The organism is Rhodococcus sp. RCBS9, from assembly GCF_029457415.1.
GTDB lineage: Bacteria > Actinomycetota > Actinomycetes > Mycobacteriales > Mycobacteriaceae > Rhodococcus_F > Rhodococcus_F qingshengii.
The window spans coordinates 1-13,840 of sequence record NZ_CP120422.1; the positions used below are offsets into that span (position 1 = coordinate 1).

Genomic DNA, 13,840 nt, shown 5'->3' on the forward strand with positions numbered 1-13,840 from the left:
AGGTTGGGGGCATCCTTATCGTCTTCATTGAAACGGGCATCTCAACTTCAAAACACAAGTCAAAACAGAATTTCGGGAGGTAGACCAGATCTTCTGGATTGCGGCAATGCCCCTAGTTGTGATTGCCATTAACCAACCGATGAGTGGTTCCGGCGGTCACACTACCGTTCCGGATGCGTCCTTCCATCCTGAACCATCGGACCAAACCGGCTTACCTAACGTCGTGTCATAGATACTCGCCCCAGCTCCTGATGTCGACGCACTTGGTCGGCCCGCCGTGGAGTAGGACTTGAGTTGCGCGGCCCCTCCGAACGAGGCCCGGCCATCACTTCTGCGAATGGTCAGATAGTCCGCCAATTTCGTTCCGCTGTCCGCGTACCCGGCAACGACATAGTTCGACCCTGCATTCGACCCGGCCTCCGCGTCCCCGGTAACTGCAACCTCCCAGCGGGATACCCCGCCCGTAAGAGCTTGCCCGATTTGTCGGCGGGATCCAGGAGCTCCATTGACATCCAACCCGCGGACAGTGCCTACTGCTCCAGTTGCCCCGCTGCGCAGGCCCGACGGAAGTGTCAGCATGGATTCGAAAATTGTGGATCCCAACAGCCGACGTTCTGTGGCGACCCGATCAGTTGCAGCGGTCCTTCGGGTGCCATGCCCTGTCACATTGAACCACTCCGAATTCACGGTTCCTTCAAGGTAGAGGGTAGTTGGTTCGCGGCGTCGACCTGGTGTCTACTACCTTCACGTTGTATACGCCGAACCGAACGACAGTTCCAGCTTCGATTCCCGCGGTTCCGATCCCAAAGTTCTGCGCTGTATCCGAGCTGGATATGACGGTCGAACCGTCCTCCGTGAATTCGCTTCCGCAGTTGATGATCTTGCCGTCGTGGACAGAGCAGTCCATTGATCCTGTGGGTTGAACGCCACCTTTGGCACAATCGATCAATACGAAGTCGCTGACAGAGAAGTTGCTGGCGTACTCGGACGGGCTGACCCGGTCGTTGCTTGAAATCCGCCGAACCTGATCCCGACACCACCGAGAGCTGACGGTTCATCGCTCGGCCCCCGACGTACTCCGTCGATCATCACCCCGGTGACGGTGCCATTGCGAGGTGCGTCATCGAGAAGAAGCCCACCCATTCCACAGTTCCTTCCGATCACGCCCGATCCGGTAACACCGTGTGGGCCAGCCCAACTCGGGCCGTCCGCACCTGGATTGGAAGTTCTGAAACCAGAAATCCACACTGCATAGTAGGCAGGATTGATCGCAGTGAGGTTCGAGAAATTGACGCACTTGTTTCCGCGAGAAAAGCTAAATGCATTGTCTGCGGAGTTGATGCTTGTGAGGTTGTGGGCTTCTACGATTTCGCAGAAGATCCACGAAGCGTCCATCGTGTTTTCGACGTATGCACCACGCGCTGTGGCCTTGCCCCGCACCCCAGCGAACAACCACGGTAGCGTCCTAGTGCCTTTGACTCGGATGCCCGGACCGATCTCGATATCCCGGACCACTGGGTAGGCCGGGTTGGGTGTTACACCCTCACTTGTCGGGATTAGGTCACCACGAAAGGTGAAAGCCTGAGAGACACCGGGAGTGGGTGAGTACGTCCGTGCTCGGCGCGGGCCGGTGACGTCATCGACAGCAGTGCCGCGAATGGTGAAGTCATCGAAGAGCAGGCCGCTGCAGTCTCCGCTGGTCCAGAACCCGGAGTAGACAGTCGCGTCGGCCGGCGTTCCTGGGATGTAGATCTCAGTACTAAATGGGCCGGCGCCGCGGATAGTCAAGTCGTGGCAACCGTTCATATTGATGCCTTGACGAAAGGTGTATTTCGCCTTTTTGAGAAGCACTTCACGAACTCCGAGGTTCGCTGCTGCTGTCACGGCCCGTTGAACTCGCTGGTGGTCGTACAGATCCCCTGCCAGCCGGTACTCTTCGGCGTCGATCACGTTTTTCAGGGAATAGACAGGCGAACCTTCAGCCGGAGCGTATCGACTGTCTCCGGCTGTTTGGTCAATCTTGGTCGCGACAGATTCGACTATCTCCCGCACGTCAGGACTTAGTTGTGCCAGTCCAACAGAGTTGTTCGGTATTTCATCGAGAGTGGGGATGGTTGCACGGCCCACTTCAGCGCCTGGTGCTCCATCTGGGATGTCGTTTGCAGCGTCGGTGGTGAGATGGACTCGGGCAGTGCAGTATTCGAGCGGCATTGGTTGCCTTTCTTGTTGGCAATACTAAAAGTGGTGTCGTACATAGAGATTGTGGGCGCTTCGTTTTGGCCGTATTTGCCTTCTTCTCAGGTTGTTCGATACTGAACAACTCGGCGTCCGGTGCATTTTCGCTGTGGCGCGTCTTGCGCCAGATGCGCGAATCCAAAGTGCCAGGTTGACTAGTGTCAGGGTCAGGGTCAGATCACAGCTATTTCAATCCAATCCATCCGCGGGAACTGCCGCGATCAGAAGTTCATGAAGCACCAAAATCCCCCGCGCTCGAAGGTTTGAGCTAAATGACGCTTCAGGTCCTGTCGGCCGACCGCCATGGCTAGCTTTGACGCCAACAGGTCTCGTCCCAAAAGAGGGACACTGACTGATACTGAGCTAGCTTTACGTCCACGCCACCTGCCAGCTGAATCCTCGACGCCATCGCATGGGGAATAGTCACTGCTCCAGTTGACGACGAAAAGATGACCAGTCGCTGCCCCTTCTGCTGAGATGCAGGCAGTGAAGCCAGCGTTCGCGCCCCGTCACTCGCATGAAGTTTCATCGTCACCTGTGGCGCGGACGTGTACGCGACTTGTGCTGTCGATACAGGGTTTTCAATTGCCGTAGTCGCCAACGCAACATACGCGGCCGAATCCGGCCCTGCCGCCCACTCGATATATGAACCCGGCGCCAGCGCATCGGAGATGACAACCGGCTTCCCTCCCAATTCCACGCCGCCGAGTCGTACGACCGAACTCGTGTTCGTAGGATCGACACTCACAAAGCGGTGCGTCGGGTACGAACCGATTCGGAGAACCGGAAGGCCACCTCGTCGAGTCGTAGTTCCGAAACCGCGACTCCCTCCACCGAGGCGAATCGCAAAGTTGCCCCCGAAGTGTTGTTCCGCCAATCGACATCGACACCGCGTCCCTCAACAACTGCATTACGCAACCGGAACACACCCGCATCTTTGGTAAGTGTGGCCGCTGCAGTCGCCGTTATCCCGCTGACCCGTAATGTGCCGTTGTACACATTGATCAGCGGAGCGGCCATACCCTCGACAGACAAGTTGCGGATGTGTGAAGGGCGTTTCTCGCGCTCCTTCGATACGGGATTGAGATTAACTTCCACAACGTAACTCCGCTTGGGCCGGATCAACTGAAGACCATCCACGATATGCCCGTAAGAATCCGTGTCCATGTCCTCGGAGAAGATGTTGAAACCGAGATAGCAGTCGATGGCATTGCCACCGTAGATGCGATGATTCCGACCCCGGAGGCCGGCGAAGGTGTAGCAATCGATCGCATCACAGTTGACGAAACTCACCGATTCTGATGCCGCATGCGTTGACCACGCCGACTGACTGCACGCGATACCCCGAGATTCCGAGATTGTCGCGCCGAAGGTACGTCCGTAGTAAGTGAGTGCGACCGAGTTCTCGACAATTCGCTGTGTATCGTCCGTGAACGCGTGTCGAACGCGCATCGCATGCAACCCGCGCACCTTGCCGTAGGCGGATGCGTTGTCGAGGATGCCGTAGCCGTATATTCCGTTGGCCGGATCGTTTTGGGCGTAGTTGATGACGATATCGTCGGCCTGGTACGCCACGCACCCATTGAATGATATCGCTTCGCCATTCGTTGAGGTGATATCAACATTGTTGATACGCGGCGCAATGAGCTGGGTGAAGCCCACGACTCCGCCAGTGTTTGGGTGTGTGAAGGTGCCACCCTCGATCGAGACTGCGTGTCGAGTCAGACGTGCTACACGAATATTCTTGGTAAACGGATCTCGAAGTGTTCCAAGAAGTTCCACCGTGTCGGACCCGGAGGAATGCACGACCATGAATTGACCGGTCCGGGATTCGTTTCCGTTCGAGCCAGGTCGAACACCCACGAGAACGTCGTCAGCTACGAGTTTCACAATGTCGCCGCGAGACCAGTTGGGGGTTCCCGCGATTGTCAATTGGACCGCGTCCTGCGATGTCTCCTCGACTGCAGTGGTAACTGTAAGCGCTGAAACCGAGTACACAGTCTCGGTGGAGGCCTTGAAATTGAAGATCTTGCCTGGCGTCGTCTTCGTAAACTGGCAACCGTAACAGGAGATCTGAATCGACTTGTTGTCAATATTGATAGTCGAGTCGATTCGATACGTCCCCGGCGGAATGATGAGCTTTGAGCCATCAAGTGTGGAGTTGACTGCGTCCTGTAATGCTTGTGACGAATCGTTGATGCCTGTGGCGTCCAAACCCGGCAAACTATCGTGGACCGCGACTGCCGGTGCCGCCCCCTCCGCGGGGTCCAGAACTCTCGAAACTGTTGAAGGTCCGTCAATCGAACCTGGCTGGCTGGCAAAAGTCATTGTTCTCCTTGAGATATGCGAAATAGATTGGGCAACAATTCGCTCTGCTTTAACGAATCCGCCGCTATGGGGCGGTAGCCCATTCGTTGTTTTGGACCTATACGCAGCACCCACGCTGTCCCGTTGCGGCGCATGGAGTCGTCCGGAAAGCGCGCCCGGCAGGTCTACGCGGCAGGTGCTGCTGCGACCGTTGTTGTCGAGAATCTTCGGCTCGCTGGTTGTCCGGCGTTGACTGCCGCGTAGACACCTGGGTCTCGTGCCTTTTGGATTGCGACACCGAGAGTTACTTTGTCGGCGATGGTGTATGAGAAAACCGACTCGACGTCCGGGCCCCAGACGATCTCGGAGACACCTGTTCCGGAACTGACCGCGTATCGCAGGATCAAGCAATTCGGCATAGTCGTCGTCACTGCCGGAGTCGGCCACGTGAGCCCAGTACCTTCGGACTTCGCGGAAGCGTTCGGCACCGCGGCGACCTTGGGAAGCACCGCCACGAAGACGATGAACTCACTGTCGTAACCAGCGGTGGCCCAAGACACGGCATCGGAATCGCCAGCTTGTTTGGCCCGCCCGAAAACGAACAAGTTGTTGTTGGACCAACTGCCGTTGTCTTGGATTGTGACCCACCCCGTCGGTGGCCGGGTAGTGACATAGGCGCGGATCGAGGCGACCGCTGCAATGCGTATGTCGCCCACTTCGGCCGGCGGCAGGTTGAACGACAGCGTCGAGCCAGTGGTTTTGAAGTGGTACGCGGTTGCCGATATCTGCGGTACGAGATCGACTGAGCCCGAGTTAAACCAATACATCGACATGTCAGGTCCTCGTCATCGACAGAATGATCGAAGCTCGCTTGCCGGGTGTCGTTCCGACAGTGGTCTGACTGAAGGTGAGGACGTCCCCGGCCGCGAAAGCGAACGATCCTGTCACTGAACCCGTGAGCGATCCGGCTGCGACACTGACGGTTGCGCTAGAAACATCGTTGCCGTTCTTCTTCATCTGAACAGAGGTGGCAATGCCGCCCACTGCGTCGGCAGTTCCGAGCTGCACTTTCCAGCCCGTCACCACGACAGGGTAGGTGAACTCCCAGCCGTCAAGCGCGAATCCGTCACCCACACCAACTTTGCGGGTGTCCGACCAGAGTCCGAATCGGAGAGTGTCTTGTTTCGCAGCCGAAGCCATCGTCGCGATGGTCACCGACCCAGGAGATGGACTACGTGTGTCAGAGGGTGCGTCAACGCCGAGCGCCAGCCGGCCTGCACCAGCATCGGCCGCTTTCATCACTGCACGTCCCACTGCGGTCGAGTCGGTGATGTCGACGGTCTGGGTTGTGACCGCTCCCTGGCGTCCGTTGACCGACGAAACTGGTGAAGCGGGATAGGTGTTCTCACGCCAACTCGTGAGCTGTGTCGGATCGTTCCCGATGATCTGAAAGTCAGACCCTCGATCAGACCTTGAGCACCAGTCGCCCTTTTGCCCCACAAGCGCGAGCATCGCGGCCTGAGTTGCGACCGAACCGAGGAACTCTCGGATTGCCACGGCAGGGATCTGCGACTGCACGAGGAACCCGTTGCCGTCGATGTCAGCCTTGGTCGCCAACTTCGCAGTCAGTCCTGTGACGTCAGCCTCGGCGTGAACGTGCGCCGTGGGTGTCCGCGCATTGGTCAGTCGAGCGTCATCCCCTTGCACCGACCCGTCGGCCTTGTTCAGCGAGGCCTGCACAGCCGGTGAGGTCTTCGCCTTCGTGACAGCCTCGTCAGCCAGCTTCGGGGTCGTGACTGCGTTGTCGAGCACAGAACCCGCAACGATGCCGTCAGCGGCATCCTCAGCTCGCTGCGCCTGCGCCGTCGCGTCCGTCACCGCTTGCTGCGACAGTTCCCTCTCTGCGACGAACTGAACGCCGTACTGCGCGAGAGTTTGGTCGACCAAGGCAGCCGTGTTGTCAACACTGCCCTTCGCCTGCACTACGTCGATCTTGACCTGCTCGACATCCTGTTTCGCGGTGACCACGACATCACGCGCATCAGTAACCGTCTGACGGTCGGTCGCGACTGCGGACGCCGCGGATTCCACAGCCAGAAGATCCTCCGCCACCTGAGCCGCATCGGACGCAACATCCTGGATGCCTGCTGCGGTCTGGACTGCGATATCGGCAGCATCTTCAGCCCGTCCCGCGGCCTGGTTCGCTTCGGTGATCGCCGGGACGGCGACCGCAATATCTGCACCCTGCGACATGTCGAAGACCAGGTTGTCACCGGAGAGGGTAATACCATCGACGTTTCGGCCAGGGGGGCCTGGAACGGTTGAGTCCTTGCCGGGAGGACCCTCCAACGGAACGAGCACACCTCCACTGCCAGTGGCTTCCTCCCCCAAGACAATCCGGTCCCCGTCACTACCAACCAGAATCATGCGTTCACCTTCTTCACGGTTCCGGTCTGCAACTCAGTCTCGGTTGTCGGGGTTGTTGTGGTGTCTTTCAGCATCAACCAATACTTTGTTCCCGTATCGACAGTTGCAACCACCTCAGACTCAATCTTGATCGACGCTGTATCGCCCGTGATTGCGAAGTCCCACTTCAACTGTGTGTCTTCAGGATCGCCCAACAGAAAGTACATTTGAGTGCCGTTTGGGAACTCGATACCGTCCTCGAACGCGTACCAGTACACAAAATCCCCCACCGTAGGCAGGTTCAATGCACCCTTGGGTGTTGGTTTGCGAATGTCAGCCATCCGTCGCCTCATTCAGGTAGTCGCGAACACGCTCAGCATCCGCAGGGCCAACATTCGAACTCGGTGTCTTACCTTCGATGCCAAGGGCTTCGAGCGTCTTGATGACGCGAGCCGATGGAACATCGAGCTTGTAAGCCAGTTCATAGACGCGCAAATCCTGAGAGAATCTCGCTTCATCGGGTTCCGGTTCCGGGTCAGCCGCTTCCATCGTGTATCCGCCAGCCGTCGCCAGCGCCCACAAGCAGGCGTCTTCAAACTCAACCATGTGCTGTAGCTTGCACGAACCGGGAAGCGGAAACCCCAGCTTAGGTTTGCCCGTAATAAGGTTAGTGCCAACCACATTGACCTCAGGCCCCATCGGTCCAATCGAATCTTGAAGCCAGATCAGAACCTCGTCGTAACCATCCAACGTTTCCGACAATCGAAACAGTCTCGCCCGGCCCGGTGCGCCCTTGTAATCGTCAACCAGTACCTTCGCAATTTTGCTCACGTAGCCACTACCCTTCATTGTCATAAATGTATTCAATGACTGTGACGCAACCATTCCCGCCATTGCCGGCCGCCACATTCCCATTGCCGCCGCCGCCACCGCCAGAGGGGAAACCTCCAGCGCCAGCCATGCCAGATGTGGACGAAGTAGCTCCACCTCCGCCGCACCCAGAGCTGAGAACCTGCCACCACATGCGCCAGCCGACTCCGTTATTCCCTGCAGTGGGAACGCCTTCGCCCGGGAAGCGCCAACCGGCGGAACCGCCAGGCTGACCCCCACCGCCGCCACCAGCCCCGCCAGTGAACATGTCCCGCTTGCTGGATACTGCGTCCTGCCCTCTCTGGCCCCCGGCTCCACCGTTAGCGCCAACGAATGAACCGATGCCGCCAGAGCCTGGGCTTGAAGTGGTTGCGCCCGTCCCGCCTCCCGCGGCAATGAGGTCGCCGAACTGGGATTCTCCGCCATCTGAGCCATTCCGGTTGCCGCCGGGGCGTCCACCAGCGCCACCTTGGCCCACAACGACTTCCAGGGAGTCAGGCAAGTCAGATGCGAGGACCCTGCGTAAGGAGCGAGTGGCTGAACCGCCGCCACCGCCATGCCCAGCGCCAGTTCCAGCTAGCAAACTACCGCCACCGCCGCCGCCACGGCACACGAACTCCACAGCGTAGAGCCGCGGAGGTTTGACCCAGATTCCGTTCTCCCCAAACATTTTCAGTTCGACATAAGGCATTACGTCATCCGCTCAATGATGTAAACAACACCAGAAGCGCCATTTCCGCCGTTGCCGTTGTTGCTGGCAAGCGTCCCGCCGCAACCGCCACCTCCACCACCACCGGGCCAGCCGCCGTTGCCGCCATTCCTTCGGGCGTCCGTTCCGCCCCCGCCGCCACCACCGCCGGTCGCAATGATCTGCGCTGGAGACATTCCATCGAATCCAGGTTCACCGCCAGGGAAGGCCGCGCCAGTTCCACCGCGCCACGAATAGCCAATGTATGGAGACCCTCCGCCGCCACCGCCGCCACCGCCGCGAAGCTCGCCAGCATATGTGGAGTTGCCGCCCACCGACCCGCGACCTTGCGGAGACTCCGTGTTGTCGGCATTGACCACCCAGCCCAACCCGCCGGTGCCGCCGACGATTAGTCCAGTACCGCCAGTCGCAGCGGGTCGGAGGTTGCCAGAAGCGCCCAATCCGCCATTGCCGCCAACCGCTGTAAGGACGTTGCCGAACTTGACGGTACCGCCGCCAGTCCCTGACGCTTCAGAGCCGACACCACCGACACCCAGCCCGTCCCAGTGAACCTCTACCAGCATTTCATCCGGCAAAAGCATGGCCGGAATCTTCGCATATAGTTCACCGCCACCACCGCCGCCATGGCCACCGCCCCGATAATCGCCGCCGCGGATGTCCCACTTGCCCGCGCCGCCGCCGCCACCACCGCTGATCATGATGACCTCGATCGACACACAGCCCTCAGTCTTGCGATACATCCCAGACTTGGTGAACACCTGGGCCTCGCCCTGAAGGATTAGCTGACGGTAGGCGTCAACCAATTCCCCAATCTCCGACTCATGTTTATTAACGAGCCGCAAATCTTCCTCTAGAGCACGGCCATTCACCCGGAACTTGTTCTGGGCCCCCTGCCAAGGACTAGCGGTCTGCCCCTTGACCAGCGCCATGACGCCAGCTTCAGTTCTCGGCACATCCTGGCCGTAACGCGAACCAACCACATACGCCCCATCCGGAGCACCAATACCAGGAGTAGTCACTACACACCCCCAAGACCATTCACGCGGGTACGCAACACCGCATTCTCCGCTTCCAGCTCAGCCAACCGCTCACGAGCAGAACGCTCCGCATGCAACTCCGCACGCAACGACACAATCTCCCGCAACGCCTCATCCAACTGCCCAGCCAAACCGCGCACCTGAACCGAAAGCGTATCCACCCGAGCATCATTCAAAATCCGTGCAGCAGCCTCAATACGAGCCTGACGCTCGATCCTGCGCTCCTCAATGCTGGACAACCACACAGCAATCGGAGCAGCAATCTCTTTGGTCTTAGCGACAATGACCGCGACGACAGCAAGTACCGCCGCGATCACCCCCACCCACAAAACCAAAGGATGCGTCTCAGGCGGATTCACCGACGCCGCCCGCGGGCTTCGGTCGATGCTTCGCGGTCACCGGAACCGGCTCAGCAGCCAACCACGGCACAAACCGCTCGATGAACGCATTCACCTGCGGCAACGCCATCACCTTCGCCACCACCGCCGACACCGCAATCAACTGCGCACCAACCACAGTCGCCGACAAACCCGAAGTCAACAACAACACCGGCAGAATCGACACCAACGCCAACCCCACCTGAAACCCAGTACGAACCGTAGTACGCCACGAATTCGCAACCTGCGTAACCTCAGACATCGCTCACCAACCCATCCAACACAGCCTGAGCGCGATTCTTCGAATCCTGATCACCCACACCAGCCATACCATTCGCCGCCACACGACGAACCTTCTCCACATACTCAGGCACACCCAACTTCGCCTGAGCCACAACAAAATCCTCGTGAATACGTGCGTCCATGTTCAACACAAACCCGGCCAACGTATCCACAACCTGATCATGATCACGATAAATCGACCGCGAAGGGAACGACTTCCCCAACTCTTCGTCCGCAAGAGACATAACAACCTCCAAAGGGGCCACCCCAAACAGAGCAGCCAAATCTTCCACTGTGCCCCGGAAGGCATTCACATCCAACGAGTAATCAGCCACACGGCCCTGATCAGAAAACTGCAACACCGCAACACTGTTGTTGCCGTAGCCATCCCAACGAGCAGACCCGTCGCCGCCCGCCCTGTCGTACAAGACGCTGGCGAAACCGCCACCGGTCACATAGTTGGACGCCATCAACGGCGGCAAACCCGAAAGATCCGGTGAACCGATATGCCCCGACCAATACCAGCGCGGCAGATACACCAAATTCACGCGATAACCGCGAGCAACAAACTCTGCGAACACCGCCCGCAAAACACCCGCATCGCCAGACGACAACTCGTGATCCAGCATCACCGGAATACTCCGGTCAGGCTCAACCGACTCATACCGGTCAACCTGCGCCCGCGCCGAATCCGCCGACTTCACATAGTGATAAGAGCCGAACAACAGTCCGTTCGCCCGAGCCCCATCACGCTGCCGGCGGTACTCCGGATTCGTGTAACTTGCACCCTCAGTTGCCTTCGCGATCACGTACGAGAAGCCTTCAGACTTCACCCGCGACATATCCAAGCCAGCCTGATATGACGCAATATCAATCCCGAAGAACGTCACCCGTTCACCCCCAACATCAGGCTTCGGCGCAGCCTCACCGGGATACGACGCACCATCCAACAACGGCAACGGATCCATTCGGTCCGCACCATTCGCCGACCACACTGACTTGTGCCATTCCAAATGCAGATGCGGATCAACATTGCCATTCCCCGCACCCTTCACAGGATTGATACGGGCAATGCGCTGACCAGCCTCAACACGAGCGCCGACCGCGACCTCCGGGATCACATGCCCATACACAGTCGTGCCCGACCCGTCAGCAGTCGGATGATCCACTACAACCCACTGACCGAACCCGGACGCCGCCCCGGAACCCACAACAGTTCCACCTTGAACCGCGAACACCGGCAGCCCACCAGAGCCACCATCCTTACCGAAATCAGTGCCCCAGTGAGTGGTCCCCCAACGCGAACCGAAACCTGAAGTCACCACCAGTCCGCGCTCCAACGGCCAAAACTTCGCAGCCATCACAAACCCCTATTCTGCGGCGCATTCAAAATCCCCTGCCGAGGCTTCTTCGACGCCATCTCCGCAGCAATCACACGCCGCTTCTCCGACAACGGAATTGGAGCCAACAAATACCCATTAACCCCAGAAACCGTATGATCAGCCGGATCAAACAACTCCGAAGAGTCAACAACCTCAGCCGAATCCGACTCCGACGCAGCGTCCTTCACAACACCGTGATAGCGCAGTTGCTCTGCAACGAACTCCTGCTCATGCCGCGTGTACTCCCCCATATCAGGCAGCGCCACCGGATCCAGCTCAGGCTCATCAATATCAACCCACTGCATCGCACCATTCAAGTAATGCTGCTGACCACGATGCGGAACACGAAGTTTGAGCTTCGGTTGCGGAAGCTGGCTGACATGAATATTCCCGTTCTCGTCAGCCAACTTCACCAAACTCGGCGCATACACAATCGCCAGCGAATCCCACCGCTTCGACCACGCAGCACGCTGATCAGGTCCAGGGGTGTACTCCTGCTTCCCGGCAAACGGCAGCTGCACCGCAATCCACTGCAGCACCTGCTCAGGATCAGACTGATCACAATTCTCCAGCGTAGGAATACGATCCGACACTAGACCACCCCCAATTCTTGAAGCATCCCCAAAAAGTCCTGCAAATCTTCAGCCATCCGAGCAATCGGATCCTCAGCTTCACGCTGGCCGATCTGAATCTGCCAAGTCGGCGTAGTGTCCCGATCCCACGCAAGCGTCAACTCCGAAACACGTTCCACGAACAAACGTCCCGGCTTCATCCCCAGAACTGAGAACGCCACACGATCACCAAGGAAGAAATGGCCGTGACCAAGTTGACCGATACGCCACGGCGCACCGTCAGCGACAGTCAAAGTGACACTGTTCGTTTCACGTGTCGACCACATGCCGGACCGCATAGCCAACAGGAACGACAGCGTGTACGCCTTGTCCGCCCCGTCAGCCCACCGCTCGTGATAATGGTTCTTGCCGAGACGTTGCGCCCTCTGCGGGCTCTTCCACTTCCCGAACGCCATGAACACATCGGTGTACAAAGGCTTCAGAATTGCATCAGCCACACCGCCTAGAGGTGGCACGCCCGGAATCATTGCCGTGAGGTCGCCGACCATCTGCACAGTCGCAGAGATCAACTCGTTCATTCCCGGCATCGAGTGGCCGCCAGCTACAACCCCAACATCAGTAGCCGGCCTATGGCTGAACTCCGATGCTTGAATGCCCGTGTGCTCACCCTCGCGGTAAACAACACCCGGCATCGACGGAATCGTGCCCTTATAGCCCGGAGTCAGATACTCGCCAGGGACATTCGGGTCATCGACCTGCTCAACATTCTCAGTTTTGCCATCCGCACCGATATTGATCAGTTCATGAACGAGACCACTGAAGATGTTGCCGCCGAACGATGTACCAGTATTCCAACCGGACTTGTCGATCAAATCCCAGACAAGGCAGCCATGCCGCACATTCGCGCCCGGCCACGGAGGCGGATCACCCGCCAAGAAACGCCGAGGCTCCCAAGACAACTGCGCATCCGCAACAATCTTCTTCGAAACCTCGTGCATGTTCTTGAAACGCGAATGCACAAGCGCACCCACCGAATGATCCGGCGTCAGATCAGGTTTGACGACATTCCACCACGTCGACTGATCGAAGTTGAACCACTGCCCCGGATCCATCGGATCGTCAGGCAGCATGAACAACGACGATTCGAGCCGCATAAGATTCACCAGCAGAGTCGTCTTCAGCGCCCAACGAGCACGCCCGAAGCACACCCACAATCGCGGAAACTGAATCTCAGCCGGCAGAAACGGATTCGACCACGCCAGAATGTGTTTCAGCTCTTCATAGTCGTTCTTGAAGAACACTCGAATGAACTTGCGTCCCTGATCATCTTTGATGATCTTGAACTCATCCATCCGGCCACCCCACCGGGAGCCGTCCTTGTCTACTGTGATGTGCACGTTCGTCGTACCGCGGCCGTCAACGTCGACCAGCCACTTCGACATGAAATAGTCCAGCGGCATCTCCAACGAACCGATCCCAGTCTCGTTATCGAGATACTGGAACGAGGCGTTGTTCTCGCGTTTCACAATGCCGCGGAGATTCCAATCCCCATCCCACAACCGGACAAGAGGAGGAACCAGCCGGCGCTTCTTCTCTGCCTTCAGGCGATTGGTGATCTCGGCGAACGCAGCATCGTAATCAGTAATCGAAGGTGCCGTCATCG

At 58.3% G+C, this 13,840-nt stretch carries 12 protein-coding genes; all 12 read right to left on the reverse strand.

What is annotated here, in order from left to right; all coding sequences use genetic code 11:
- Positions 1-945: 945 nt before the first annotated feature.
- A complete protein-coding gene (locus P0M12_RS00005) occupies positions 946-2,211 on the reverse strand; it encodes a hypothetical protein (protein WP_277377315.1) in 1,266 nt (421 codons plus the stop codon).
- 768 nt (positions 2,212-2,979) lie between these two features.
- Positions 2,980-4,563 (reverse strand): hypothetical protein, encoded by a 1,584-nt coding sequence (locus P0M12_RS00010; RefSeq protein WP_277377316.1) that lies wholly within the window; start codon positions 4,561-4,563, stop codon positions 2,980-2,982.
- 164 nt (positions 4,564-4,727) lie between these two features.
- A complete protein-coding gene (locus P0M12_RS00015; RefSeq protein ID WP_210377245.1) occupies positions 4,728-5,375 on the reverse strand; it encodes a hypothetical protein in 648 nt (215 codons plus the stop codon).
- A 1-nt stretch (position 5,376) separates the two neighbouring features.
- Positions 5,377-6,969, reverse strand: a complete 1,593-nt coding sequence (locus P0M12_RS00020; RefSeq protein ID WP_277377249.1) for a hypothetical protein — start codon at positions 6,967-6,969, stop codon at positions 5,377-5,379.
- Complete coding sequence (locus tag P0M12_RS00025) at positions 6,966-7,289, reverse strand: hypothetical protein (protein WP_277377250.1); 324 nt, start codon at positions 7,287-7,289, stop codon at positions 6,966-6,968. Before P0M12_RS00025 ends, P0M12_RS00020 begins: the two co-directional genes overlap by 4 nt.
- Positions 7,282-7,935, reverse strand: coding sequence for a translation initiation factor IF-2 N-terminal domain-containing protein (locus P0M12_RS00030; RefSeq protein WP_277377251.1), 654 nt, complete (start codon positions 7,933-7,935; stop codon positions 7,282-7,284). Before P0M12_RS00030 ends, P0M12_RS00025 begins: the two co-directional genes overlap by 8 nt.
- Before the next feature lie 573 nt (positions 7,936-8,508).
- On the reverse strand, positions 8,509-9,456 hold the full coding sequence (locus P0M12_RS00035) for a hypothetical protein (RefSeq protein WP_277377317.1): 948 nt from the start codon (positions 9,454-9,456) through the stop codon (positions 8,509-8,511).
- A gap of 89 nt (positions 9,457-9,545) precedes the next feature.
- Positions 9,546-9,923 (reverse strand): hypothetical protein, encoded by a 378-nt coding sequence (locus tag P0M12_RS00040; RefSeq protein ID WP_210377253.1) that lies wholly within the window; start codon positions 9,921-9,923, stop codon positions 9,546-9,548.
- Positions 9,910-10,203, reverse strand: coding sequence for a hypothetical protein (locus P0M12_RS00045; protein WP_277377253.1), 294 nt, complete (start codon positions 10,201-10,203; stop codon positions 9,910-9,912). Before P0M12_RS00045 ends, P0M12_RS00040 begins: the two co-directional genes overlap by 14 nt.
- Positions 10,196-11,584, reverse strand: a complete 1,389-nt coding sequence (locus tag P0M12_RS00050) for a GH25 family lysozyme (protein WP_277377254.1) — start codon at positions 11,582-11,584, stop codon at positions 10,196-10,198. Before P0M12_RS00050 ends, P0M12_RS00045 begins: the two co-directional genes overlap by 8 nt.
- Positions 11,584-12,198 (reverse strand): DUF2744 domain-containing protein, encoded by a 615-nt coding sequence (locus P0M12_RS00055; protein WP_210377259.1) that lies wholly within the window; start codon positions 12,196-12,198, stop codon positions 11,584-11,586. Before P0M12_RS00055 ends, P0M12_RS00050 begins: the two co-directional genes overlap by 1 nt.
- Positions 12,198-13,838 (reverse strand): phage tail protein, encoded by a 1,641-nt coding sequence (locus tag P0M12_RS00060; protein ID WP_276116675.1) that lies wholly within the window; start codon positions 13,836-13,838, stop codon positions 12,198-12,200. Before P0M12_RS00060 ends, P0M12_RS00055 begins: the two co-directional genes overlap by 1 nt.
- Positions 13,839-13,840: the final 2 nt, after the last annotated feature.